Origin of the sequence: uncultured Metabacillus sp. (assembly GCF_947503125.1) — a bacterium.
Classification (GTDB): Bacteria; Bacillota; Bacilli; order Bacillales; family Bacillaceae; genus Metabacillus.
This window is the reverse complement of the sequence record NZ_CANNCR010000006.1, coordinates 105,129-131,727: the sequence shown is the minus strand read 5'-3', so window position 1 is coordinate 131,727 and position 26,599 is coordinate 105,129. Positions and strand designations below refer to the sequence as shown.

The following is a 26,599-nucleotide window of genomic DNA, read 5'->3' as shown; positions in this document are numbered from 1 at the left end:
CTTGAAATCTTTTTACTTCACCCAATACCTTTCATTCATTGGTACATCCTCTATAAAGTCCCTATATAAACCCGTCCAATTTTCAGGAACATAAGCCTCAAACGAGGCGGGTTCAGGGAAATTAGATATAAGAGTTTCTGTATCAAAGTTAACAAATAATGCTGGATGATACTTATCTAATTCATCCACACTAAGCTCTTCTAACATCATTTTTCTCAGTTGATTTGTTGTTACTTTATATTCCTCTAAGTGATTAATAAACTCTTCTGCTGTTTGTGTATTAACGATTGGAATATTGAAGCGATCGGAATAATCACCTTTAATGTTTATCTCATATCCAGCATCGATAAATGCCTTTTCAAGCTTTTTTAAGTCTAGAAACCAAATTTCTTTATCTGTAACATACCAATACCAATTATTGTTATAAAGTACACCTACAATGATCGTTTCAGCGTATTCAATTTGGATAGTCATTTTATTCCCCTTTCCTTTTCAATATAACCTTTTTTTAACCAATTACATAGTTATACTTTTTTCTTCAAATAATTCTAATTCACTTGTATTAACCCATTTTTCATAAAAATATTTGTCCGTTCTATCAAAACCTAATTGTTTAGCAATCTTAGAATCACTCGTCCCTAACAGTTGAATTAAATGCGCTTTTGCCCCATTTTTAACATCATCAATGAAACTATAAGCCTCAGCTTTCGTTTTTAACGCTAGCTCATGTGCCCTATTAACTGTCTGTTCTCCTATCACTCTTCCATTCCGGACAAGCTGTGGAGCATAAGGCCATTCCGCCAATAGCCAGAATTCCTAACGCCTGGTAGAGGCTATTCTGTTTTTGCTCTTCGGTTAGCTCGTTTCCAAACATATCTTTACCTGTGAGGTACTCACTGAACCCGTTGGCTGATACAAGGCCATAGATGCCCATTTCCGCTTTTTCAAGGGTGGAAAAGGTGTTGGCGGTTCTATATATGTCAAGTGCCTGGTCTGCGGCGTGCATGCCTTTGGCTGTTCGGTAGATGGCTGTTCCGCCTTTGGTTAGTTTTCTTATTTCACAATCTAAATAAATACCAAAAAAGACCTATCCATAGTGGCTAGGTCATATATTTTTCCCTAATATTGGTTAGTAATTAATTCAAATTATTTAGATACTCTTTAACTTGATTACTTGGTATTACTTTTCTTTCTACAGGTAATTCGTTGAAATCCAATATTGGCTCCATAATTTCTACTAATGCTTCAATCTCATCTATACTAACTTCTTTCTTAAAAACAAACTGTTCTTGTTTTTCAAATCCATTCTTTTCATAATCTTCGTAATCACTACTAAACAATGAGATTCTCCCATCATGGATTACTAATTCTCCTATCGAAAATGGTTCATATTCTTTCCCTTTATAAATTACCTTATGTTTCAACTCAAATAACAATTCTAGCTCATCTAAGGTTACTTCTTTAATAAAAATATCATGATGAATATTTCCACCAAGATCCACTAATTCTTGAAATCCGTTTTCATGTTCTTTGCTCTTTAATCTATACTTACCATTACGAAAATTAACTGGATAATTTTTATTATTATATTTGGCATATTTCCCCACATTAACACCACCTTAATTAAATTGAACCCCCGATTTTGTATCACCATCGAAAATAAATTTAAATACAGGTTCTCCTGTTTTACTATTTCTAATATACATCATGTCGCCCTCAACAAACTTTCTTGCTTCTTGATAATATTCGGGTAAAACGATCTCTTTACTACCTGTTAATCCTCGCCTTTCATCTAGCTTCTTATAAAAAATAGACCGTAGCAAAGCTAGGTCCACACATAAGCAATATTTATTAATGTACTAGACTTAAAACTAATTCAAAAAAATCAAATGACTAATCAATTTGATTCAAGTACTCTCGAAGTTTTTCCTTTGGAATTAATCTTCTTTCTAAAGTTAAATCATGGAATTTTAAAATAGGCTTTTTAATTTCTACTAAAGCCTCAATATCATCTAAACAAACATTTTCCTTAAAAACAAATTGTTCCTTCCCATTATAAGTTTTCTGGATTAACCGGTGTTTTCTCTTCAATTAGCTTAATTTTATTTTTAGATACCCATCCAACCCATGTATCACGATCCACTCTAGGCAGATTTAGATAACTTCCGACAAGTAAAGAACCTGTTGCAACTTGGTACTGATTTTCCTTTTCCTTTAAAATTTGAACTTTCTCACCTTGTATGATTCCATATGGAACTATGCGTACACAATCCTCTAATTCATTTGGTTTCACTTTCTTAGTGTATAACCCACTATTATAAGTATCTTCAAATGTTGAATCAATTTTTCCTTTGTCATCAGTCATAATTTTCACATTATTGTCCATGTCGACAGTTAATTCATACTCCGTTCCCCTATATGTTGCATATATACCCGATCTTAACATCATGTTCACCTCTTTAATTTTCAATAAAAACCTTACCGTTAAAAATAGCTATGACCTCATCTTTCCCGTCAACTACTCTGTGTAATTTTGCACCTTCTCTTAAATCAATAAAATTCTTTAATGTCCATTCAGGTATAACTTCACCATTTCTGGATGCAGTAAACCCATTTCCAGTCCATGGCCACTCATTATATTCCCATCCACTGTATGCTTTTTCCATATTATGGCCATAGGGGATCTCTAAATGTTCTGAAGACAGCATTTCTGGGTCTTTTGCTTTAAATTCAATATAACCATAACTATTTCCATCTTCAGGATAAGGGGTAACTACCCTGTCATTATAATCATCGTAATAAGAATAATCTAATCTCATAGACTCTCTAACATGAGAATATTCATGTATATGCGAACTATCTTCTGCTTTTGCAACAAAACCTTTAACTGAGGTATAATCCCCATCTAAGTATTTTTGAATATCTTTTTCATGAAAGTTCTTTATTAATGATGTATTTTTATCCGGGCGTGGGACAGAGTCTCGAATATCTTGCATAATTGATCGTTCACTTGCAGTTAGCTTGTAATCTGGTTTTAATCGTAAATTTGTAAATTCATCGTAACTTAAATTATGCTCTTTTAACTTCTTAGGAAGGATACTGTTTATAAAACTAGAAGAGTTCATTTGACTAGCCGCAACTCGAGCCTCTCTATTCATTCCTACTTCTACTTTATCCCAAAACTGAGTATATCGTTTGCCATCTTCTGGGCTCATAGAATCCGCAAAACTACTTAGTTTTCCAACCTCACTAGAACTCTTATTAGCATCATCCGCACCCTTACCAACACTACTCACCGTAGAATTCAACATTCCCCCATCCATTTCCTTCTTAACCACGGGACTATCCATCGCATTCACCGGCACATCCGAAACATCACTGGCAAAACGATAATGAACATTCGGATTAAAAGCAGCTTTTGCCCCATTTTTAACATCATCTATGAAACTACTAGCCCCTGCTTTCGTTTTCAGCGCTAGCTCATGTGCCTTATTGACTGTCTGTTCGCGAATCGCTTTTCCGTTTCTGATAAGCTGAGGTGCATAAGCCATTCCGCCAATAGCAAGAATTCCCAACGCCTGGTAAAGGCTATTCTGCTTTTGCTCTTCGGTTAGCTCATTTCCAAACATATCTTTACCTGTGAGGTACTCACTGAACCCATTGGCAGATACAAGACCATAGATGCCCATTTCCGCTTTTTCAAGGGTGGAGAAGGTGTTGGCGGTTCTATATATGTCAAGTGCCTGGTCTGCGGCGTGCATGCCTTTGGCTGTTCGGTAGATGGCTGTTCCGCCTTTGGCGATGCGTCCTGCCCAGCCGACGATTGGGATGAAGCCGGCGGCTGCCATGGCGCCCGCTGCGACGCGTTGGCCTACTGTTAGTTTTTCGCCGGTGACGGGGTCAACCCCTTCTGAAGCTCGTATGTAATCGTAGTAGCCTGTGATTTCGCCTGTGAAGGTTTTGATTCCATCCCATGTTTTTTCGTACCATGGACGGTTTTCGAGCTCCTCCTGGCGTTTAAGCTCTTCTCGCCATTTTTCCTGTTCTTCTTTAAAAGAGAGGTATTCACTTGTTTGTTTTTCAGCTTGTTCTTTAAGCTGGTAGACTTCACTTGCTTTGTAGGCTTCTGCGTTGAAATGGATCGGTTGGATGGTGCTGCCTTGGCGGGATGCTTCCATAAGCTGTCCGAAGAGTGCTACTACATACTGTTCATCACCCTCCGATAGGATGTATTCTGATTTCAAGTCACTGTCCAGCTTTTCAACTGCATCAACGGTGTCTTTTCGGTCTTTTTCCGCTTTCTCCATATGGTCTTCAAATCGCTCTTTTGAAAAAACATCGAGAGAAATGAGGTCATCGATTCGGTTGAAAATCCTTTTCAGCTCATCCTGTTGGCTTGAGACCATTTCTTTATGTGTTCTTGCATGATGGGTCAGTTCATACTCTAAAAACGGGACATGGACAATCGTATCACCTGACAGCTCCGCATCCTCTGTTGTGCCTGCGATGCCGTTGAAAAAGGCGATGTTCCGATCAATCAGGCGAAGCCAGGCATCGACTACATCGATTTGAGCCTGGTAGAAGCCTTTAATCGCATCAGCTCCCTTTCCTTGCAGTTGATCGTTCAGGTTGACGATGTCATTGAATTGGTTTTTAACTTCCTCTAGCTTTTCCCGTAAGTCTGTATAGCTTTTGGCCCTTGCTTCCATTGAATCTACTAATGATTTCGCTTCATATACTTTCACGGTCACCGTCTGCCCTTTCCTTTAGTTTAGCTTCTTTTACGCTATTTGAAAAAAGGGCTGCCTCCAAAGGGTCTGACCCTTAATTTGAGACAGCCTCATATTAGGTATAGTTTTGGTAGTAGCGTAAATGGCAATAACAGCCCTACTGTCTAGTTATCGCTTCATCCTGCTCTTTTAACGAGCGGACATTTGCCTTTGTATCTTCAACATTTTTCTCAACAACCTCAACATACTCATTGATGAGCTGATGAATTCTTGCCTCTCGTTCAAGCCAATAGGTGGTAAAATCCAGCTGGTTTTGCCCGAGGCTGCCGGCTTCTGGCGGTGCAATCTTTACATTGGCTAACGCTGACTTGACCTCATCTAACTCCTTCATAACTGCTTCGTAATTAAGTTTAATCGTCACCATTATAATAACCGCCTTTTCAGATCGCTAATTCTGCTTGCCAGCTCATCAACAGCGTCTTCGCCTTTGTCAATGAGCTGGCCTGCCTCATAGGCAAGAGCTTTTGTGACATTTAAAACACTTTGTTCTATTTCTAAACTATTGATCTTGCTTTCTATTAATCGTTGATAGCTTGAATAATCAATCTGTCCAATTCTCTGCATGATCGTATAGGCATCCTCACGCTCACGGTCAAAATTGTCAGCTCTTACTCCTGTCCATTCTTTTCCTAAATCAGGCTGTTTTATCTTTTTTATTTCTTGGAGCAATAAATCTTGCTCCCGGTTAATATCATTTTTGGCTTGGGTCAATCTTTGAATTTTTTCTTCAAGATCATTCGACTGTGATGAAATGCTCCTTTGAATCGAATACAACATGTCTGATAAACTCATCATCTTCACCCCTCTATTAATTTTGAGGATTTTTTTGTTTTGTTCTGGGAGCTCCCCCATACAAACAAGACAACAATTAACAACAAACTACAAACACCAACTAATGCCCAAATGAAAATCGTTAAGGATAAGTAGGAAGAAGATGGTTCATCCTCTTCCGCCAGATTCAAAGCTTTATCTTCTACATTTGTAAACAACTGCATTTCAAGTGCTTTCGCTTTGATCGTATTGTTGTCACTTGTCTCACTTAAAAACAAGGTTGATTTCATGATGTCATCCTGAGACTGTTTTTCCCGTTCAAAGGTTAGATCCTTTACCTCTTCAGGTATATTTGAGCGTTGATTCGTTAATGATTCATCATGAAGCAATTCATTATTTTTTTTAAATTGATTTTCTTGATAATCATTTGGAACAAGCTCATCAATTTTCGTCGAATCCGCATGGACAGGATTTGCAGCTAAAAGGTGGTAACCAGTTATGATTAGCAAAAGCAATGAAACGAGCAAACCTTGCTTATGCTGCATGGGTCTCCGATCCCTTCTTCTTATCAATATTTAATCTTGATTTACCAATGAAGTACTGGAGTCCAATGAGCACTGCTAAAATCAAGCTTAGAACCACTACTGCTTGTGTGAATAATGACTCTGTACCATATTGAATCGACATATACACATTTGACATCGGGTCAGTAAAACTAAAGTTTGGTGTTGTTAAGGCAAGTAAAGGTGTAACATAAAAAATCACCAATCCTACCGTTACAAACAGCCCAATTAAATGATGGGCAGAAAATGCAACTCGTACTAAGGCTGAACCAGCTGCTAGAAGCAGGATCGTATAGACGGTCCATTCAACCGCACTTTCTTCTCGTAATGGATAAATATCCAGTCCAAACAGACTAATGACAAAGCCGACAATAAGGTTTAATAGGACAAATAGAATGGCTTGAACCCATAACGGCGGCTGTTGGAAATAATAACTTGTATAACCGATCAGCAGGCTTGATATAAGCACGATAAATAACACTACCACTGGCGGTATATTTTTCACCGTCTCACTTTCGGTTTCCTCAAGAATATCGCCGCTCACCTTTAATGGATTTGTTAAGAAATCATAGACATATCCATTTTGTTGACCATCAACAAATGTATTACCTAGAACACTAAATACATCATCACGAATCAGCTCTGTTGAAGCAACATTTGATGCCCATTTGTTGTTTAGTTTATCTGCATCAACCTGAACATCATTTACTCTAACTTGAAGCTCACCCGTATATTCTATGATACTGCTTTGACTTTCACTAATAGAATCCATCCATGTATGAATGGAAGCCAATTGCTCGCTAATTTTTTCTGTACCTGAAACCATTTCCTGACCTTCAATAGGTGCTGTCGGCTCTACAACTGTAAGCATCTGCTGAGGCTGTTGAATTTGATCAAGTACCATTGTTGCTTCCTGCAGAATGCCGTTCAAGCTTTCAAGCAGTTTCGCTTGCTGCTCATCAACGGTTTTTCGGTAATTTGCCATAAATACAGTAAAGCTATCTTCCATGGTGTTTAGTGCATCCTGGGTCGTTGGCATATCTTTACCCAATTGTTTCCAGCCCGATTCCTCTTCACTTGTAATTTCGACAATTTTATTTGCTTCTTCCTTAAACTCTTCATTCCCAAGAACAGCGTTCATTGCCGTGTTTTCAGCCAGCACGCTGTCCAATGTTTCCTGATAGCGGCCTAAGTAAGAAAAGTAATACATCATATCGAGAAGATCCTTGCTTTTTATTTCCTTGGTAAAGATGCCTGTTAAAACGTCTTTTCTTGTTGCAGAAAGTGCTTCAGAAGCAAGGATTGATTGTTCCATTTTCTCGATCTCATCTTTGATGTTTGCTTCATAGTCTTTGTATAAGCTTAGTTCGGTATCAAGTTTTTTATTCGTTTCTTCTAATTGATTAATAGCCGTTTCTAATTGTGCTTTCTCTTCTTCTAGTTTAGTAATTTCGTCTATTTTTTTGTTTAGCTCTGTTTCAAGATCTGATTTTGCTTTAATTAAATTATCAATATCCTTCTGTAATTGCTTGACATCATCTTCTAATGGGTTTTTTCCTGGTTGTTTTTCTCCCAATGCCTTTTCAACTTCAAGAACACGATGATCAAGACTAGTTATATCTTCTACTGCCTTAACGACTGCCTCGGGCGGCAGTTCCTCAACATTTAGTGAATCTTTTATTCTATTCATTTCAGTTGAGATCTTTTTAAGCTCTTCTCTTTCAGATGTTAAGTCTACAAATGGTTCTTTCGGATCTTCAGGATTATTGGGGTTTCCATTATCTTCTCCTTGGTTGCCCTCGTTTGAAGTTTCCACACCATTATTATTGGTTTCTTCCTTTTTTTCCTCGGTATTTGAAACAATAACCTGATCATCTGGTTTACCAGGCTTTTCCTCGCCATCTTCAGCAGGCTCTTCCGGTTCCTCGCCTACACTAAGCTTGTCACTATAGACAGCAAGCTGACCTTCTACATCATTTAGCAGGTTTGTATCCTTTAACTGCTGATAAAACTCAAGAATCTTTTTTTGCAGGGAGTAGAATTCATTTACTTGTCTTGCTACCTGGCTGTACCTTTGGTCCTCTAATTGATTAAATACCTGTTGATTGCTGGCCATTCGCTGGTCCAACTGAGACATGCTCTCTAAAAACTTCTCGCCCTCTTCATCAAAAAGGCTTTGTGATTTCACAAACATTGGCTTTTGATTTTCAGTTGCCTGATTCACCGTCTCGATGGACTGTGCCTGTATCTCAGCTAAAAGGGTTTGTTGCTTTTCTTGGTATTCCTTATATTGCTTCACATACTCAACAAAGGTTGTTAAGTCTTGCGCATAGGCTTCCATCGTTGCCTTTTGATCCGGAGCTCTTTCGCCAATCTGCTCAATCGACTCTTGCAGGCTTGTGAGCATGGCTTTTTGATCATCAATTTGTCCCGCTAAATTTTTTGAGCTTGGCTTATAAAAAGCTGTCATTGTTTCTTGAAAGGCAACTTCCTTTTCAAGAATTTCATCAAATTCCTGGCGAATATGCTCCATATCGGCTGATACATAATTCCAATATAGGGATGAAATCTTTCGGTTGATTCGTTTTGTCGCTTTTTCGAGCTCAACTAATACTTTTTCTTTATTCACTGCATTCAATTGGCTCTGCACTTTATATTGGAGATTCGTTTTTACTGGATTTTCCTCATCATACGTCATGATGTTTTGCGAAAAGTCTGATGGTAAATAAACAATGGCGTCGTATTTTAAATTGCTCAGGCCATTTTCCCCTGCACTTCTGCCGACAACCGTCCATTCATAGGAAGAGTTTTCAGCCAGGATTGCCGCAACATCCTGGCCAAATTGAATCTCCTCATCGCCTTCCTGTGTTCCAATATCCTCATTGATAATGGCAATGGATTTTGTTGCATTTTCTGGTTTCACGACTTGCAACGGGCTGTCTCCGATTGATCGGAAGAAAAGAAGGGGTGTAATGACAATCATAATAATGACGAGGATAAGCTTAAATATGCTTGCTTTTTCTGTCATATTCGTACCTTCCTTTCAACATTTGCAAGCGGGATCTGAATTTTTTGCTCTTTTCCATTTTCTACATAATAACCAAAGCCCGGCTGGATCTCTGCTTCCTTACGATCATAGGTAAGAGTAAATAAGGTTTGTTCAGATTTTTTCATTAAAATAACCGCTTGTCTGATTTGCTTAATTTCAGTTGTTAATGGGTCATAGCCCTTTGTTAATTCATTATTGCTGCCGGATACGACCATATTAAATCCAAGATGGCTATAGCTTTTCATGTAGCGGACGATTCGATCTTGGGTCAGATTATCTAAGCTTTGCAGGAAGCGGGAATAGCCATCAACGATGAACAGAACCGGAGAAAATTGCGGCAATTGTTCGCCTCTCTGGATGTGCTGATGATAGGCTTCCTCCCGTTGAATAAAGAGTGTTTCCAATTGATCCAACCAGGAAATGACATGATCCTTTCCTTCAAGGTAGACCAAATTCTCTTCTCCGATAAATGATGATAATCCTCGATCAATCGAATCAAAAATCGCGATATGCTCGATATCCTGTTCAAGCGCTGTTTGAATCAGCACCTTAAGCGAGTTTGTTTTACCTTTTTGAGCTTGTCCAAGCACCATACAATGCTTTGTCTTTAAGAAGTTTATATAAACTGGTGTGACATGTTCTTCATCAAGCCCAATCGGCAGCATACCAATCCGCTTCTCAATATAACCGGCAAAATTGCTAAGCGTAAGCTCTGTAGGCAGCATTGGAACCGGAGCCGGCTTTTTCGCCGTTGCATATATTTCCTTCAAATTCTGTACTTCTTCTTTCAGGCTAGTCATTTGCTCAAAGTCATCTTTTCCTTCTGTTGGCAGGTAAACTTGGGCAAAGTGGGCGGCATCCTTTTTGATAATCGCCCTTCCCGGCATAGCCTCAGGTGCAAACGGCAGTCTTCCGAGTATCGTATAAGCCTCTGAAGAATCCATTAAATAGTGTACAATCTTTGTTTTTAAATTGTTCATTAACGATTGGCGAACCGAATTGATTCGCGTAGCCGTTAAGATCATGTAAATTCCTAGAGACTGACCATCGCGGGCAAACTGGTTCAACTGCTGCTCAAGGTCAAGCATCTCCTCTTTAACAAGGTCAAAATTATCTATGACAACAAACAAAAACGGCAGCGGCTCTTCACTTAATGCATTGTACATCTTAATTGAGCTTACCTCTTGCTTTTGGAAAAGCTGCTTCCTTCTTGCTACTTCATCACGTAAAATCCCCATAAATTTTTCAATTTTCCGCTCTTGATCAAGCAAGAAATAATCAGCGGTATGTGGAAGCTGCTTAAGCGGCAGCAATCCGCCATTTCCAAAGTCCATTAAATAATAGTGAACATCCTCTGGAGAAAATTGCTTTGCCATTCCTAACAAAAGAGTAAGGATGGTTTGTGTTTTTCCATAGCCGGAGGAACCAAAGATTCCAATATTTCCATCCTCGATCACCTCATATGAATATGGTGATTGACTTTGCTGTTCTGGTTCATCAATCATTGCAAAGACAATGCTTGATTGATCTCTTTGAACAAGATCCATTCCACCGCGATATAGACGTCCTGGAAGCGGCGGCAGCCATGGGCTTGAAAGCTTCTCAATCTCCAGATCACGCTGAAGCTGTTCAATTTTATCAACAATCACGTCAATTTCACTTTCATGATCCTTCTGCTTTTGATCTAATGCAGACACTTCTGATAAAGGAATTAACCCTAAGTCTGTTACAATCGCTACTTCGTCCTCCATGTCATAGTTATCTTCTTCATGATATGGGGCACCGCTCCATGCGGATTGGAACAGCTCATAGACCTCGTTGTTTCCAACCTGTAAATACCCTCGCCCAGTGACCGTGATCGAGGCAGCATCACCATTTTTTAAGATTTCCCGGCTGTCCTCTGTGTTTTGCACCTTCAATGCGACACGGAAACGGGCATTGCTCCAAATTTGGTTATCAATGACGCCTCCAGGCTTTTGCGTTGCAAGAATGAGGTGTACCCCAAGGCTTCGACCGATACGGGCCGCACTAACTAACTCGCGAATAAAATCAGGTTCTTCGGTCTTAAGCTCCGCAAACTCGTCAGAAATAAGGAACAAATGCGGCAGAGGGTCCTCTGCTTTTCCTTGCTTAAATAGCTTCGTATAGTCATTAATATGTGTAACGCTATATTGGTCAAACAAGCGCTGGCGCCGTTTCAACTCACTTTTAATCGAAGCTAATGCGCGCAGGCTGAAATTTTTGCTTCCTTCGATATTGGTGATCGTCCCTAATAAATGGGGCATGTTTTTAAAGGGCTGTGCCATGCCTCCACCCTTATAATCAATTAATAAAAACGCAACCTCATGAGGGTGAAAATGAACAGCAAGGGACAGAATATAAGTTTGTAAAAATTCACTTTTCCCTGACCCTGTCGTTCCTGCCAATAAGCCATGTGGACCATGGGCCTTTTCATGCAAATTCAGTTCAACGGTTTCTTCCTTTCCTTTTAACCCAATTGGCACTGCCAATGATTTTGCTGACTCTCTTGTCAGCCAGTTCTGCTTAATTGAAAGCTCATCTACACTCTTTACATTCATCATTTCAAGAAATGATACAGCTTCAGGAATCGAATTTGTCATCCCAATTTGATGATCAAGGGTCCTGAGCATGCGGGCGTAATTCTCATTCGTGTCCCTGCTATGTAAATCAAGCTGAAACGGGATTTGAACCGCCTTTTTCTGCTGTATTAAAATATCACCTTGACCGTCATTGATATAGCGGACAAGGGTATGAATATTATCTGATAAACTTTCCTTCGCTTCTGCAGCAAAAATAACTGAGATGCCAAGATGTTTATGGTCACCCTCTAAATATTCCAAAATGACATGGTCTGAGATCAAATGTTGGTTTGTGATGACAAAAACATAATGCGGTGTAAAACGCAGTTTTTCTTTGTCTTCCTCCTGATCACGTTCCCTGATCATTTCATAAAGGGAGTAAAGCAATTGGTCCCTTGTTTTTTCATTGTAGATGAACCCTTTTGCAAAGGAATTAGGCAATTGAAAATGCGGAAGCCACTTCATCCATTCCCAACCCTTGTACTCATGCTCATCAAAGATAAACACAAACCGCAAATCATGGTAGCTATGAAAAAACGCAAGCTGACCAATTAGTTGGTGTAATTCATTTTTCAACACAGCGTCTTTTCCAATAAGCCCAATAGCACCTTCTGAAAGATTGGCTGTTATCGGGAGGTTTTTCAAATACTTATAGGCCCTTTCAAGCTTTTGGGATTCTTCAAGCAGCTCATCCATTTCCCTATTTGACATATCGGAAGAGGAGGAAGAAATCGTATAGCTTGCCCGAACCGTTCCAAGTCCAAGCCGAAATTGGAGGAAATCCGGACTTTCAAGGGTTCTTTCCCAAAGTCGGTCAGATAGCTCAGCTGTTAAATACTTCATTCTCTCAAAGGATGGATAGTGGAAGGTCAAAACCTCACGTTGTTTATCGGCAAGCGTCTGCAGCTCCTGTCTTTTCGCATCTAAATATTGCGTATAAATACGTTTGCGCCGTTCTTTTGATTTCTTTTGCTGCCCGCGATCCTTAAAGTATTGGACCGTAGAGGTGACCAATGTTGTCATAAACATCACTAATGAGACGATAATAAATATCCCTCTTGGCACAAGAATGGCTACAAGCCCCATGACAATCAACATAATAAGCGGCGGCATAATGATCAGCCATAGGCTGCGGTTAGAGCCTTCTGAATCCTGAGACGGAAAGGAGAATTGCACCTTCTCTTCAGGCAGGTCATAGACCATTCTTGGCGTTCGACGATACACAGGGTATTTCTTTTGCATTTCTGACTGAGGCTTCATCGTTTCCAAAAGGTCTGTCTTGTATTCTATCAGGCTTTCAATCTGAATGAGATCCTCTTCTATCAATGTAATGACCATGGTTGGCCAAAACAGTTGGTCGCCAATTTCTAATTGTGTTGCTTGCTCCATTCTCCGGCCATTTCGATAAATTGTTTCCGATTCATCAGCAGCGATTTCCCAGCGATCCTCTTCCTTGTACAGCATAAAAGAGTCTTGCTTCCATGATGCTTCAGAAGCCTTTTGAAAAGCTGCGTTTTCCTTTGTTATTGAAAAAGCGACCTCACTTTTATTTCCAATATAATACGTTTTTGCTGGCAAAAAAGCTTCAGTGACCATCAACGTGACCGGCTCTTTGCCACAACTGCACTTGTATTGTTTATTCCATAAAAGCTGTTCAGCATGATCCTCCGCTTGGTAAAGCCAATAGGAGTCATTGCTATATTTCACTTTTAGTGGTTTTTGCGTGGAAGGTGCCTGTTGAATAGTGATGGTATGCTGCCAATCACCTCCAATGGTCACCTCCTGCTTTGGATTTGTTTTCAATGTCATGTATTGGTAAGAATCTCGATGGAAAACCCATAAAATTGGCATAGTATCACCACCTGCACTCTTTCAAATTAAAATTAGCCTTACGTCAGCTTCTATTAAAGGCACATAAAAGCTCACTTTATTGTGGAGATTTTGCTCCCTGTTCATTTGTCGTCGTTGTTTGCTTAGCTTGAGTCGCAGCCTTTTGAGCATCAGTATTAGCTGGCGCACTTGCTTTCTCCGTTTGCTCCTGCGGCTTTTCTTGAACCTGCTCAGAAGTTGTCTCTTCCTCTGTGCTAGTTAGTCCTTCCTCTTCTTTTTCTGCTTCATACTCTTCTATTTCCCCGTCAATTTCAGCTAATAGCTGCTGTCTTTCATCCGTATTTAACTCATCATCTGCTTTCACTTGTTCTTTATATTTTACAAGCCCGTACAATATCAAATCCCGGTCTTCAAAAAACCGTGCAATATCAACTGCTTCCTCGGCATTACCACGTCCGATATGGATCCAATATTCAAAATAGAGCGGATCAGACTGTAACGACACAGTATTTCGTATAACCTCTTTTTGATTTTCTGCTAGTGATTCGTTGATAATATAGGATAAAGATAATTCATATTGTGTGACTTTAGGCATTTCATCAATCTCATATGGTTGAAGAGCTGTTACAACTTCACTAAATTCATTATTTAAGAATTTCTCCTGTGCATAAATAAAGCTTTCTTGCTTTGGCTGGAGGAAAAATAATGAATAAAAGGAATAAATCAGTGCCGGGATTAAGCATATGGTGACACCGTAAAGAACATAGCGATTTAGTTTCCATGTTTTTTTATTCACTGTCATTAAAAGAGACTTCTCTTCATTTAGCTGCTGAATCCGCTCTTCAATGATTCCCAATAATTCAGCAAAGCTTTGTGCTGCAAATACGCGTTTTATAAAATTAGAAAGCTTAAGTGTTTCATAGTGGTTTACGTATTGTTGAAAGGAATATTGTTTATCAGCAATTGCCGCAACCGTTGCTTTTACCTCTTTAAATAGATTTTCAGAATTTTTTTCATATGGTGGAAGACTTTCTTTTACCCCAAAATGAAGAAAGTATGGATTAAGCCCTTGGTCAAGGACAATATTCTCAGGGCATACAATAAGATGAATTCTTGTTAAGGAATGGAGCTCAACCTGTTGAACAATTTTATATGAAATCATCAGGCGATCTCTTTCCTCTGCTTGCTCCATACGAGGAAGAAGGGTGAATGTGTTAGGGATTGTATGAAGAATGGATAATTCATCATACATCATGTTAATTTCCTTTTTAATCTTCTGGTTGATCTCTTTTAAAAAGGAAATTTCTGCAGGATTATCCAATTTAATTCTTTCAATTTGAAAGGAAAACGCGATGGTTTGCTTATCAATTTTTATACTAGCTTCTAATTTTTCTTCTAAGTATGAGCGATCGTTTTGTGATGACATTCCCACTAACTCCTTCATAGTATTTCAATTCGATCTCCAGTTGTAATGCCAACATCTATTAACCGTTCATTTCCTTGAACGATTTTATGCTTATTAATGATTCGTATCCAAGAACCTTCTTTCGGCTGCTCGTTTACTTTCTTTGCCTGCCATACGATATCGACCATTTTTTTGACAGTATGATAGTTTGATAATCGCAAATCAAAGCTATCCTTTTGGTAGTTTTTTAAATCAACTGTAACTTCTATGTACACCTCATTCACCTCATAAGGAAGGAGCGCCATCTATGTAAAAGAGCGCTCCCTTATCTCTTAACTGATTATCCTCTGATTTGGCTTGCGATTTGTTGATCAGCATCTTCAAGTGCTTTAGCAGTGCTGTTCAATTGAGTAGAAATATCATCAAGCAATTGCTGCATTTGAATAAAAGAAGGTCTTAATGATTGATATTGCTCGCTGAATGCTCTGCTTGATTCACCTTCCCACATGCCTTCTAGTTCTCTAATCATTGTATCAAGACGAGAAATTTGCTCTCCTACTTGGCTGCTTTCACTTGAATAGCGGTTGGACATACTAACTAGCTCTGCTGGGGTAACGCGAATAATTCCAGACATTTCATTCTCTCCCTATCATTTTGTTATTTGGTATTCATCTATATTAATTGTGAGTACCCTTTACATGTTTTCTCTCTATTAAACGATCTTAATAGCGAGTGACCAAATGAAAATCTCCTCTACATAATAATTGGAAATTAATTCAAAACATTCACTTTTTCCTATATTATACCAATAACATATTTACCCAAATAAATATAGAATAAAACAAAAATTGTCACGAAAAAGGGAACTTTTTCCCTATCTAATAGATTTGTCCACAGGAAAAATTGCATAAATATCAAGAAATATTCATGAGTCGTTTGAACCCTAAAAATCAGAAGGAGTTTTAAAAAAGTGGGTATATAAACCTAATATCTCCATTTGCTATACAGACCCGTTCATGTTAATGCCGATAAATAGCACCTTACACGTTTTACCTAATTGCTCCATACAATATGTTTATAATGCTAAAATCCTTCGAAAAGGTGATGAAATTGTCTAGATCGATCATTAGAAAGGCAACCGTGATGGAGTCAAACGAACTATTAAAATTAACAGTAAATGTGATGAATGAAAGTTCAATGGGCTTTGTGCAAAACAGCGAAAATGGCTTTCACGCCTTTATTCCACTTTTAAATAACGGCTCTTATTACCTTGTTGCACTTAAAGATAAAATGCTTTTAGGCTGGATCCTAATAGGTCCTGACTTTAATCCATTAAATACTGTTAAGACTGGATCAATTGCATCTCTTTATGTTTTTCCCCCGTTTAGACAATTAGGAATTGGCAAAAAGCTTATGCAAGCAGCCCTTGAAGACTTTAAAGGTCAAGGTTATAAAAAAATCCTCCTAAATGTTTTTAGCGGCAATCCTGCAAAACGTTTATATGAACAATTGGGCTTTCGTGACGTTTCAACGGTAATGGAAAAAGAATTAGTAGAAGAAAAAAATGTGGAAGACCGTGTATATGAAGAATGGATGAGTAATAATGTAAACTAAGTGTTAATTTTTTTAATTTTCGGTCATATAGGCTATTTTTCTTGTAAAATATAAGTAACCGGTGACTTTAGGAGGGGTTATGAATGAGGCGTTTCACGAAGGAGGAAAATAGCTGGATTTTTTATGATTGGGCAAGCTCTGCCTATTCGATTATTATTACAACAGCCGTATTTCCATTATTTTATAAAGCAGCGGCGAAAAATGCAGGGATCAGTTCTGCAGATTCTACCGCCTATTTAGGCTATACGATTGCCATCGCAACTTTTATTTTAGCGATGCTTGGTCCAATTTTAGGTACCATTGCCGATTATCAAGGATTTAAGAAGCGATTTTTTACATTCTTCGTGGCTTTAGGTGTAATCTTTACGGGTTTATTGGCCTTTATTCCAAGTAACCAGTGGTTGCTTTTGCTTATCTGTTATACAATCGCAGCAATTGGTTCAGCTGGTGCCAATGTGTTTTATGACGCATTTTTAGTTGATGTTACCTCAGATGAACGAATGAACCGTGTGTCTGCTCGCGGCTTCAGCTTTGGGTATATCGGCAGCACGATTCCGTTTATAATAAGCATTGCGATTATTATATTGGCGCAAAGCAAGGTCATTCCTGTTTCTACTACTACTGCAAGTGAAATCGCCTTCATCATAACGGCTCTATGGTGGGCAGGGTTTACCATCCCTCTATTAAAAAATGTCCATCAACGCTATTTTATTGCACGTGAGCCAAGCCCAATTGCAAACAGCTTCCGACGTTTAGGAAAAACGTTCACCGAAATTCGCAAATATCGGGCACTATTTTTATTCCTGCTTGCTTATTTTTTCTATATTGATGGAGTTGGAACGATTATTACGATGTCCACAGCTTATGGTTCGGATTTGGGGATCAGCTCTACAAATCTATTGATCATATTATTCGTTACACAGGTTGTTGCCGCACCATTTTCTATTCTTTATGGCCGGCTGGCTGAGAAATTCACAGGGAAGAAAATGCTGTATGTTGGCATTATCATCTATATGATCGTTTGCATATATGCGTATTTTCTGAAGACAACTTTAGACTTTTGGATTTTAGCTATGCTGGTAGCCACCTCTCAAGGAGGAATCCAAGCATTGAGCAGATCTTATTTCGCAAAGCTGGTTCCAAAGGAAAATGCAAACGAATTCTTTGGCTTTTATACAATCTTTGGCAAATTTGCATCAATTATGGGGCCGCTTTTAGTAGGGATAACTGCACAGCTTACTGGAGATACAAATAGCGGTGTATTCAGTTTAGTAATTTTATTTATTATTGGTTTTCTTATTCTCTCTCGTGTACCTGAACCACAGACAGCCTTGCCTATTTCGATTGAAGAAACACCTTATAAGTCATGAATCTTGAAGCTTTCATAAGAAAAGCGCAAGGCGCCTGGAGCTAGACACTAAAACTAGCTTAAAATTTTATACATTCCTTTTAATAATGAAGGAGCCAGTTCACTTTTACCTGGCTCCTTTCGGCATCATAACTTTACTTATCTTTCCGCACGAAAATTTAAATTCGTTTAGCCTTCCGTTTGTTTATAAACTTTTTGACAATTGGATAAATGATAGGAGCCCATTTCATGACATTTTTAAACGCTCTTTTCATAAACGTTACCTCCCGCTTTTTTAATAAACTTTCCCGCATTTGCTGGAAGGTAAACATTGTTGAACGGTTTATTTATCACGACTCTATCTTAATCATCCAACCCTTGAAACTTCTTTCCCTTTCTGCAGCTGATACATTTGATAGTATTTTCCTCTTTGATTCAGCAGCTCCTCATGACGTCCTCTTTCAACAATTTCACCGTGATCTAATACAAGGATTTGATCAGCACTGCGAATCGTTGAAAGACGGTGGGCAATAATAAACGTTGTTCTGCCCTCTTTGACAATCTTCAAGGCCTCTTGAATCAAAGCTTCTGTTTCGGTATCAATATTGGCTGTTGCTTCATCTAAAATGAGAATAGCCGGGTCATATGCTAACGCCCGCGCAAAGGAAATAAGCTGCCGCTCTCCGGCTGATAAGGTGCTGCCTTTTTCAAGTACAGGCTCATCATATTTGTTCGGAAGCTTTTCAATAAACCGGTCAGCTCCTACATCCTTAAGCGCCTTTATGACCTGTTCTTTAGCAATTTCAGGATTATCCAAGCTTACATTTGAAGCAATGGTCCCTGTAAACAAGAACGGATCTTGAAGCACAATCCCCATATGCTTTCTAAGCTGCTGACGCGGCAGTTTACTTGTATCTTTACCATCAATCGTAATCGTTCCGCGATCAATATCATAATAACGAAATAACAGGTTAATAATTGAGCTTTTTCCTGAACCGGTATGCCCTACTAAAGCAACCGTTTCACCCTTTTTCGCCGCAAAGGTGATATTTTTCAAAACATCATGCTCACCATCATAGGAAAAGGATACCTGATCAAATCGAACATTTCCTTCATATCTTGGAAGTTTTCCCTCATCAACAGGGACACCTTTTTCATCTAAAAGCTCAAATACTCGCTCAGCCGCAACCCTCGCTTGCTCTAGCTGTGCCAGCTGATTAACAATATCCGTTACCGGCTGGAATAAACGATTAAGATAGTCAACAAAAGCATAAAGCATACCAATTGATACAATTCCTGCTGCGCTAATCGATTGTCCTCCGAAATACCAAATGAGCACAACAAAGGTGGCATTTCTAAGAACATTAACTAAATTATGCGATGTTAATGCATTTAAACTGAGCAGTTTATTTTGATAAACAAAATGCTCCTCATTTAACTGTTCAAATTCCTTTGTCGTTTGTTCTTTGCGTCGAAATGCTCGAATAATTGGCATTCCTTGAATCGATTCATTGATGATTCCATTTATATCACTTATTCTTGTTCGAATTAAGTGATTATATTTAGAAGCTACCTTTCGATAGAGCAACGTCCAAACCAAAATAATCGGTACCAATAGCAGAGTGATGAGGGCAAGCTTTGTATCAAGGAAAAACAACGCAATAAAAATACCTGTCATATAAATTCCGCTAGTGAAAAAAGTCGCAAGTACTTTTACATAAAGCTCTCTAATTGCTTCGGTATCATTTGTTACACGTGAAACAATTTTCCCAGCGGGCCTATTATCAAAATAGTTGATGGGCACTCGCTGAATATGCTCAAATACATCTGTTCTCATCTTCTGGATTATACGATTTGCAGCTTTTTGGAGCATTAACGATTTTCCATATTGGAAAAATGCTGCAACCAAAAGCAGACCGACATAAAAGCCAAGCAACAGAATAATCGGACGAATTTCTGGTTGATAGAAAGCCATTAATTCTTGCTGGCTTAATCTGTCCACTTCAAAGCTGGCTTGCTCATTACCTTTAACGATGGTTAATTCATTGCCATTTATTGACCTTTCTCCATCAAAGCTAAGATGCTCCTCCGTAACGTAGAAGGACCTGCCGACTTGAACAATCTGCAGCTTGGCATCGCCTACAGCCGTTTCATCGGTTATATTGCTGCTTCTTTTGTAATACCGCTCATGATAAAGAACGGTTTGTTCATCCTTTTCTTTTACTTCCACCCATGGGCTTTCAATTCCCATCATGTGGTGATCGATCACTCTCTTTGCGATAAATGGTCCTGTTAGCTCGGCTGTAACAGCTAGAGCCAACATCGCCAATGCAATCAAAATTGTTTTTTTGTAAAGCAGGGCGTAGTTGAAAAGGCGTCTTCCTGTTGTTTTTTGTTTCATTTTAACTCACCTCTCCATAGGAATCAGCCTGTTGCCGATCAAATTGCTCTTTATACCATTTCCCTTGCTTAAGGAGCTGTTCATGTGTGCCCTCTTCCACGATTCTCCCTTCATCCATGACAATAATCCAATCAGCATGCTGAACGGCTGATAAACGGTGTGCACTAATAAAGGTTGTTTTTCCAGCTCTCTCTTTACGAATATTTTTAATGATTTTCGCCTCTGTCTTTCCATCAACAGCAGACATTGCATCATCCAGCAACAAAATCTCCGGATCTTTAATGAGCGCTCTGGCAATAGATATCCTTTGTTTTTGACCGCCTGATAAGGCAACACCTTTTTCACCGACAAGCGTATTAAGGCCTTTCGGCAAAACAGATAAATCTTGGTCAAACGCCGCTAAATGCAGGGCGCGATCAATTTCCTCCTCGCTTACGTTCTCTTTTCCAAATTGAAGATTTTCACGAATCGTTCTCGAAAAAAGTATTTGTTCCTGCGGTACATAACCAACCCAAGAATGGACTGTGTCAATTGCAACCTTTTCTAGAGAAGTTCCCGATACGAGTATTTCTCCACTTCCTAATGGATATTCCCGCAGAAGCTGTTTCAACAACGTTGTCTTTCCACTGCCTGTTTTACCAACAACACCAATTGTTTCGCCTCTTTTTACATGCAAAGTAAGATTTTTTAAGTTATCGGTTGTTGATGAAGGATAGCGGAACGTGACATTAGAGAACACGATCGAATCTGCTGTATCCAGTTCAACAGGATTTTCATGATCCTTAACATCAGGCTCATAAGCAAGCACTTCATTTACGCGATCCAAGGAAGCATTACCGCGCTGCAGAATATTGATCAGCTCTCCTACTGCAAACATCGGCCAAATCAACATTCCTAAATAAATGTTAAAGCTGATTAATTCTCCTAACGTAATCACTTGATGAAAGACTAAATAGGCCCCATATCCAAGTCCGATCACATAGCTTAATCCAACTAGGATTTTAATCGTTGGTTCAAATAATGCATCAACCTTTGCTACCTCAATGTTCTTCTGATAAACATCCTCTGTCATGTCTTTAAAACGTTTTTCATCCGCTTTTTCCTGCACATATGCACGGATGACCCTGACACCAGCGATTGATTCCAGAACATTGTCATTTAAATCGCCAAAGGCATTTTGGGCTACAGTAAAGCGTTGATGGATAAGACTTCCATAAAAATTAATCGCCAACGCCATCAAGGGCAAAGGCAAAAGCGCAGCAATAGTCAGCTGCCAACTAATCGTCACACTCATGACAAAAATGATAATAATCATAAAGATTGTCGAATCAATCAAAGTCAAAATCCCAAATCCTGCAGTCAAGGATATCGCCTTTAGATCATTCGTTGCTCTTGCCATTAAATCGCCTGTTCGATTTTTTTCATAAAAGCTTGGAGTCATCGTGAGTAGATGTCTCATAAAGCGATATCTTAATATTCGTTCAATCAAATGGGCTCCTCCAAAAAGCTGGTACATCCACACATAGGTGATCCCATAGCTCAAAATGAGTAGTGCACCGTAGAAGAGAAGCAGATCAAGAAGCCTTTCGCCCGTCATTTGACCAAATTGCATATCGTCAATCGCTATTCCGATAATCTTCGGAGGAATAACATCTAATACACTAACGATAATCAATAACGTTATTGCTACAGTGTAACGCTTCCAATACTGTTTAAAAAACCAGCTTAATTTTCCAAGTACTGAGAACACAGAAAGGTCCCTCCCTTATAAAAAAAGCGCAAGGCGCCTGCCTATCGGCGACAAGCATAAGGCGAACAGGAATAGAAGGTGTACTTTACCTTCAATTCCTGTTTGACTTATGACCTCGAGCCGATGGCGCCTGGAGCTAGATTCAGAAACGCAAGCTATGTTAAGAAAATATATAAATTCTGATATTATAAGAAAAGCGCAAGCGCCTTACACCAGCAACCTATTAACAGTTGCCTCCACCTTTTAAGTGTGAAGTTCATAGGCACTCGAGCTAAACACCAAAACTAAAAATAAAATTTCAATTTATGGCCCTTAGCCACCTTTCATCCAATCTAAATGAATGCGAATGATCTTTTCTTTTTCCATTTTCAAAGCTCCCTTCAAAAAAATATCTATCTAAACGAGCTAAATGCTCGGAATTTGCCCTCTTAATAAAGACAAAAAGGCACCGTACGGTAAACGTACGATGCCTAAAAAAGAAGACAATAAAAAACGCACGCCACTATAGTAGTGACCTGCGATTAATGACAAATAGGATTTGCTCACAAATAAGAATTAACGATTTACAATCCTTTGCGGGTCACATATAAAATATGAAATTTGGTAACCTTTGTTTCCCATTACGTTTTCCATTTTTGTAACCCTCCATTTCTTGTAAATTAATATTCTTATTTCATTGTATAATTTTCCAATTATTATTGTCAATATCTTTTTAGCAAAATCATTCCCCCGGAAATGATCTATAACACATATATTCATATACGTTTTTGCTTATGCTAAAAAGCTTCAATCTAATTACAGATTTCTTATTTATTCATATTGGCAAGAAATCCTCCAAGAAGATCATCCACATCTTCTTCTTTCTCGTCTTGATCTTCCTCTTCAGCAGAGGCTTGCTCTTGTCTAACCTTCTCCCAATCGAAGTTTATTAAATCCAACTCCATTTCATCAGCTCTAGACAGGGCAGCCTCCTCTTCCAGTTCTTCCATTTCAGTTGAGGAGATTGGTGAGATGTTATCATCTTTTATGTCAATCGGTTCAGATTCTTGCAAATACAGTGCTTCATTAATATCCAACGCATTGCTGTTCAGTGAAGCTAAAATCGATGTTGCCCGGACCGGGTCTGCTAACAGCTGATAGACAATGCTGCCTAATAACGCTTCTGAATGAGAGTGTTTTAACCAGTTCCGTTGGTCTTTGCTTAGTTTTTTCGGCAGAGGTAGTGTTATTGTTTCGCGATCCTTTGACTGAGAGCTGCCAACCCCTTCTAAAACAAACTCAGCTATTTTACTAGAAAAGTTTCGTCTTTCTGTATCCTTTAACATTTGAAGCTGTTTTAAAAGATGATCAGGAGTGTCTGAAGGAAGGCGAAAAGTAATTGCTTGTCCCCTTTGTATGGATGCCGAGCCCTTTTTATTCATGAAACCACCCTATTTTTCTACTGTTTGTTTCTCTGCCTTTTTACCCTTTGTATTCGGATTGTTTCTTCTAGTATAATCAGAGATTAATTTATAATAGGCATTTGCCATCATCCAAATGCTCTCTTGTTCATCTTCAAAGAATTCAATGTTATAGCCATCCAAGCTATTATTTAACATTTTGATATAGTCCTTTAATACCATCGCTCCGCCGCCAACAAAGTAGCAGATTTCTGTTTGCGAGTTTTTCTGCCACACATTGCGCAAATGACGATATTGTTTTTTCGCTAATTCTAGCAAAATACGATCTGTAATATCATGAACGCTTGTCCGGCTCCCTTTTACCATAATATGGTTGCGGTCATTTTTTCGAGTAATGATTTCAACAACATCTCGTCGGCTGTCTAATTCAACTCCATGCTTTGAGCGAATTTCTTCTCTTATTGCTTCTAACGATTCAGAAACACCAAGATTAAAGCCTTGTGCCTTATCGTCATCTACATTACGATTCTTGATGACAGCGATATCTGTTGATAAACCGCCGATGTCTTGAATAAGAATGCGTTTGTCAATCAAATCACGGTTAATGATATTTAAGTCATTATCCATTACAAGATTAATATAGGCAGCAAATCCTTCTGGATACACCTTAACCTCATCAAATCTTATATTTACTTTTAGTCCTTGGTATTTTGGTGTAACTAAAAATTCAACTTGGTGAACAGAGCTTAGTAATTGTGAGCGATAGCCAACATCCTTACCTTCTTTTACTTCACGAAGGGGAAGTCCTGTTCCAAGTGTGTAGTTCGCATCAATGACATTGTTTGTCTTTTTAAATAAATTAGAATTTTCTTCTCTTACTGCATCTAATGCTAATGAAGCAAACAACATAACTAGAGTTTGATCCTCTTCAGATTTGCTGCTGCCAGGATCTAATTCATTCGCATGATCACTTTTGGTTGCAAGATTCCCAACACGATAAATAGCATTATTTTCTTTTAAAGCAGGGGAGTGAACCCTAATATGAATGCCATCTAGCGGATCCTTATCATTTAATTCTTCAATACCAATAACTGGTCGGTCTTCGGTGTCTCTTGCTATAACATTTGGTATGTACAAGTTATGATCCAATTTTCCAAACAAAGCTTTTACACAATCATTTCCTACATCAATTGCTGCAATACGCGTTACGCTCATCCAATCATTCCTTTCTATTAAAATGATGATGTTCAAGAAGAACGATCACCAGTTTAATTTAAGGGTAAAGCTTATCACTCAAAGCGTCAATATTACTTTCGTTGTGTTCATATCGTAAACATGTATACAAATAACGTTTACATGTAATCAAAAGAGAATACATGCAAACAATTTTGTACACATCCCTTTAAATCAACATGCATACAGGTTTGTACACATGTTTACACCTTTGCACACATTACGATTACATTTTGTTTACATGTATACATTTTTGTAAACAACGAGTTTTGCTGCTTTTCGGCCTAAAAATATCACTCTTTTTACTTATATTCTTTCCCGTGCGCTTGCATTTGTCGAAACTTTGAAATGATAATATAGATGATTGACCACACAAAAAATACAAGTGAGTGTTAACCATATATGAGAGATTTAATTCTATTGATGGCTATTAATTAGGAGAGTAGTAAGTAGAAAATTTTGCATGACTTGAATTCGAAGATAATGGTGCTGGAATAGCAAAGGAAATACTTTACCAAGTTTTTAAACGAACTATTCTCTTAAAAGGAGGCTAGCTCGGGTAGGATAGTACAGAGGAACAAATATAGTTGACGGTGCTTTATACCGCGGGACAAAGATTGACATTTCCCTACCTTTTTCACTGAAGATCACCACGTTTCGTGAGGCTGCTGCAACCTAATTAAGCAGCAGTCTCACTTTTACCAATACAAAACTCACTTTAACTGCCGTAAAAAAATTCTCTCCCATACTTTCCAGGGAAGTATGTTTTTTACAAAAACAGCTGTTTTTACTCCTTTTCCAATCATGTACCTCATTCTAGTCTGTTTCTTTTGGGCAATTTTTGCGATTAATTGAGCAACTTCGGTTGGATCACCAAACTTGCTTGCCCCTTTTTCAATATGTTCTTCTAGCTTTTTCATCATTTCATAATACGGAGACTTCACGTCCAACGATTTCTTCGTTACATGTTTACCCGATGTCCAGATACTTGTTTGAAAAGAACCCGGCTCTACCAAGACAACATCGACGCCAAAAGGCTTCATTTCAAATCGCAATGCCTCACTCCAGCCCTCTAATGCATGCTTGGAAGAAATGTATGGCGATAAGCCGGGAAAGCCAATTCGTCCGCTTATGCTGCTAATATTGATAATTCTCCCTTTTCGTTGTTCTCTCATTAGTGGCAAGACTGCCTGAGTTACCGCAATAACCCCAAAAACATTCGTTTCAAACTGCTTCCTATATTCATCAAGTGGAATCTCCTCAACAAAACCCGCACCAGCAAATCCAGCGTTATTAACCAGCACATCAATTCGCCCTAATGTTCTCATGAAATCTCTCCAATGATGAATCGAAACCTGTGAAGTGACATCTAATTCAAGTACATAAATCAGATCCCTTACACCAAGTTGTTCCGCGCGTTCCAATAGCTGAGGAGATTTTTCTGTATTGCGCATCGTTGCGATAACATAATAACCGCATTTCGCTAATTCTAACGATGTCATGAAACCAAAACCACTTGAAGAGCCTGTCACAACAGCAATTTTTTTATCCATCTATCTTCTCCTTTAACTATTTATTTCTATTTTATAGAAATAAAGCGGATATAACTCTTATCGAAAGTAATTATCTACACTTGAAAAAATTCTGTTATTGTTACTTTTACTACTATTCTATTATTCTACAGGAATATTTTTAAAGCGCTTTCAAGTATTGATTATAAACTCCTAGTTCTTTTTACATAAAAAATTTCAAAATGATCTTCTTGAGAAGTTCTATTATTCTAATAAAATATTAAAACTATTCAATTTTCACTAAAAAGGGGAAAAACTAGTAAAATAGACTTGT

Annotated in this window: 21 protein-coding genes; 2 read left to right on the top strand and 19 right to left on the bottom strand. The window is 38.4% G+C overall.

Going from position 1 to position 26,599, the window contains the following annotated elements; genetic code table 11:
- Positions 1-12: 12 nt before the first annotated feature.
- From Q1B07_RS07060 to Q1B07_RS06995, 14 genes are all read right to left on the bottom strand, one after another.
- Positions 13-474, bottom strand: coding sequence for a hypothetical protein (locus Q1B07_RS07060; RefSeq protein ID WP_299091275.1), 462 nt, complete (start codon positions 472-474; stop codon positions 13-15).
- A gap of 42 nt (positions 475-516) precedes the next feature.
- On the bottom strand, positions 517-804 hold the full coding sequence (locus Q1B07_RS07055) for a hypothetical protein (protein ID WP_299091277.1): 288 nt from the start codon (positions 802-804) through the stop codon (positions 517-519).
- A gap of 332 nt (positions 805-1,136) precedes the next feature.
- A complete protein-coding gene (locus Q1B07_RS07050) occupies positions 1,137-1,607 on the bottom strand; it encodes a hypothetical protein (protein ID WP_299091279.1) in 471 nt (156 codons plus the stop codon).
- 12 nt (positions 1,608-1,619) lie between these two features.
- Positions 1,620-1,823, bottom strand: a complete 204-nt coding sequence (locus Q1B07_RS07045) for a hypothetical protein (RefSeq protein WP_299091282.1) — start codon at positions 1,821-1,823, stop codon at positions 1,620-1,622.
- Between the two features lie 230 nt (positions 1,824-2,053).
- Positions 2,054-2,449 carry a hypothetical protein gene (locus Q1B07_RS07040; RefSeq protein WP_299832322.1) on the bottom strand — a complete coding sequence of 132 codons (396 nt, stop codon included), beginning with the start codon at positions 2,447-2,449 and terminating at the stop codon, positions 2,054-2,056.
- 10 nt (positions 2,450-2,459) lie between these two features.
- The gene (locus tag Q1B07_RS07035) at positions 2,460-4,751 is read right to left on the bottom strand and encodes a T7SS effector LXG polymorphic toxin (protein ID WP_299091286.1); all 2,292 of its coding nucleotides are present in this window, start codon (positions 4,749-4,751) and stop codon (positions 2,460-2,462) included.
- A 136-nt stretch (positions 4,752-4,887) separates the two neighbouring features.
- Positions 4,888-5,154: a YwqI/YxiC family protein gene (locus Q1B07_RS07030; RefSeq protein ID WP_299091288.1), complete on the bottom strand. Its 267-nt coding sequence runs from the start codon at positions 5,152-5,154 to the stop codon at positions 4,888-4,890.
- Complete coding sequence (locus Q1B07_RS07025) at positions 5,154-5,585, bottom strand: DUF5082 family protein (protein WP_299832318.1); 432 nt, start codon at positions 5,583-5,585, stop codon at positions 5,154-5,156. Before Q1B07_RS07025 ends, Q1B07_RS07030 begins: the two co-directional genes overlap by 1 nt.
- Positions 5,586-5,587: 2 nt before the next feature.
- The gene (gene essA / locus Q1B07_RS07020) at positions 5,588-6,106 is read right to left on the bottom strand and encodes a type VII secretion protein EssA (protein ID WP_299091292.1); all 519 of its coding nucleotides are present in this window, start codon (positions 6,104-6,106) and stop codon (positions 5,588-5,590) included.
- Positions 6,096-9,152 carry a type VII secretion protein EsaA gene (gene esaA / locus Q1B07_RS07015; protein WP_299091294.1) on the bottom strand — a complete coding sequence of 1,019 codons (3,057 nt, stop codon included), beginning with the start codon at positions 9,150-9,152 and terminating at the stop codon, positions 6,096-6,098. The genes essA and esaA overlap by 11 nt, the downstream gene beginning before the upstream one ends.
- A complete protein-coding gene (gene essC / locus Q1B07_RS07010) occupies positions 9,149-13,624 on the bottom strand; it encodes a type VII secretion protein EssC (protein ID WP_299091297.1) in 4,476 nt (1,491 codons plus the stop codon). Before essC ends, esaA begins: the two co-directional genes overlap by 4 nt.
- Before the next feature lie 76 nt (positions 13,625-13,700).
- The gene (gene essB / locus Q1B07_RS07005; RefSeq protein ID WP_299091299.1) at positions 13,701-15,029 is read right to left on the bottom strand and encodes a type VII secretion protein EssB; all 1,329 of its coding nucleotides are present in this window, start codon (positions 15,027-15,029) and stop codon (positions 13,701-13,703) included.
- Positions 15,030-15,043: 14 nt separating this feature from the next.
- Positions 15,044-15,283 (bottom strand): EsaB/YukD family protein, encoded by a 240-nt coding sequence (locus Q1B07_RS07000; RefSeq protein ID WP_299091301.1) that lies wholly within the window; start codon positions 15,281-15,283, stop codon positions 15,044-15,046.
- 65 nt (positions 15,284-15,348) lie between these two features.
- On the bottom strand, positions 15,349-15,642 hold the full coding sequence (locus Q1B07_RS06995; protein WP_299091303.1) for a WXG100 family type VII secretion target: 294 nt from the start codon (positions 15,640-15,642) through the stop codon (positions 15,349-15,351).
- 476 nt (positions 15,643-16,118) lie between these two features.
- On the opposite strand from Q1B07_RS06995, the gene Q1B07_RS06990 reads away from it, so the two are divergent.
- Both Q1B07_RS06990 and Q1B07_RS06985 read left to right on the top strand, forming a co-directional pair.
- Positions 16,119-16,622: an N-acetyltransferase gene (locus Q1B07_RS06990; RefSeq protein ID WP_299091305.1), complete on the top strand. Its 504-nt coding sequence runs from the start codon at positions 16,119-16,121 to the stop codon at positions 16,620-16,622.
- A gap of 83 nt (positions 16,623-16,705) precedes the next feature.
- A complete protein-coding gene (locus Q1B07_RS06985; RefSeq protein ID WP_299091307.1) occupies positions 16,706-17,992 on the top strand; it encodes an MFS transporter in 1,287 nt (428 codons plus the stop codon).
- Between the two features lie 345 nt (positions 17,993-18,337).
- Here Q1B07_RS06985 and Q1B07_RS06980 read toward each other — a convergent pair whose 3' ends face one another.
- From Q1B07_RS06980 to Q1B07_RS06960, 5 genes are all read right to left on the bottom strand, one after another.
- Complete coding sequence (locus Q1B07_RS06980) at positions 18,338-20,371, bottom strand: ABC transporter ATP-binding protein (RefSeq protein ID WP_299091309.1); 2,034 nt, start codon at positions 20,369-20,371, stop codon at positions 18,338-18,340.
- 1 nt (position 20,372) lies between these two features.
- Positions 20,373-22,121: an ABC transporter transmembrane domain-containing protein gene (locus Q1B07_RS06975; protein WP_299091311.1), complete on the bottom strand. Its 1,749-nt coding sequence runs from the start codon at positions 22,119-22,121 to the stop codon at positions 20,373-20,375.
- An 806-nt stretch (positions 22,122-22,927) separates the two neighbouring features.
- A complete protein-coding gene (locus Q1B07_RS06970) occupies positions 22,928-23,542 on the bottom strand; it encodes a hypothetical protein (RefSeq protein ID WP_299089715.1) in 615 nt (204 codons plus the stop codon).
- A gap of 9 nt (positions 23,543-23,551) precedes the next feature.
- Positions 23,552-24,736, bottom strand: coding sequence for a ParM/StbA family protein (locus Q1B07_RS06965; protein WP_299089716.1), 1,185 nt, complete (start codon positions 24,734-24,736; stop codon positions 23,552-23,554).
- A 731-nt stretch (positions 24,737-25,467) separates the two neighbouring features.
- On the bottom strand, positions 25,468-26,307 hold the full coding sequence (locus Q1B07_RS06960; RefSeq protein ID WP_299089717.1) for an oxidoreductase: 840 nt from the start codon (positions 26,305-26,307) through the stop codon (positions 25,468-25,470).
- Positions 26,308-26,599 lie beyond the last annotated feature (292 nt).

Bases quoted from the DNA above. Each gene is read 5' to 3' on its own strand.
- essB (WP_299091299.1), bottom strand. From the start codon at position 15,029: ATGTCATCACAAAACGATCGCTCATACTTAGAAGAAAAATTAGAAGCT.
- Q1B07_RS06970 (WP_299089715.1), bottom strand. From the start codon at position 23,542: ATGAATAAAAAGGGCTCGGCATCCATACAAAGGGGACAAGCAATTACT.
- Q1B07_RS06960 (WP_299089717.1), bottom strand. From the start codon at position 26,307: ATGGATAAAAAAATTGCTGTTGTGACAGGCTCTTCAAGTGGTTTTGGT.
- Q1B07_RS06985 (WP_299091307.1), top strand. From the start codon at position 16,706: ATGAGGCGTTTCACGAAGGAGGAAAATAGCTGGATTTTTTATGATTGG.
- esaA (WP_299091294.1), bottom strand. From the start codon at position 9,152: ATGACAGAAAAAGCAAGCATATTTAAGCTTATCCTCGTCATTATTATG.
- Q1B07_RS06965 (WP_299089716.1), bottom strand. From the start codon at position 24,736: ATGAGCGTAACGCGTATTGCAGCAATTGATGTAGGAAATGATTGTGTA.
- Q1B07_RS07030 (WP_299091288.1), bottom strand. From the start codon at position 5,154: ATGGTGACGATTAAACTTAATTACGAAGCAGTTATGAAGGAGTTAGAT.
- Q1B07_RS06995 (WP_299091303.1), bottom strand. From the start codon at position 15,642: ATGTCTGGAATTATTCGCGTTACCCCAGCAGAGCTAGTTAGTATGTCC.
- Q1B07_RS06980 (WP_299091309.1), bottom strand. From the start codon at position 20,371: ATGAAACAAAAAACAACAGGAAGACGCCTTTTCAACTACGCCCTGCTT.
- essA (WP_299091292.1), bottom strand. From the start codon at position 6,106: ATGCAGCATAAGCAAGGTTTGCTCGTTTCATTGCTTTTGCTAATCATA.
- essC (WP_299091297.1), bottom strand. From the start codon at position 13,624: ATGCCAATTTTATGGGTTTTCCATCGAGATTCTTACCAATACATGACA.
- Q1B07_RS07060 (WP_299091275.1), bottom strand. From the start codon at position 474: ATGACTATCCAAATTGAATACGCTGAAACGATCATTGTAGGTGTACTT.
- Q1B07_RS07025 (WP_299832318.1), bottom strand. From the start codon at position 5,585: ATGATGAGTTTATCAGACATGTTGTATTCGATTCAAAGGAGCATTTCA.
- Q1B07_RS07040 (WP_299832322.1), bottom strand. From the start codon at position 2,449: ATGATGTTAAGATCGGGTATATATGCAACATATAGGGGAACGGAGTAT.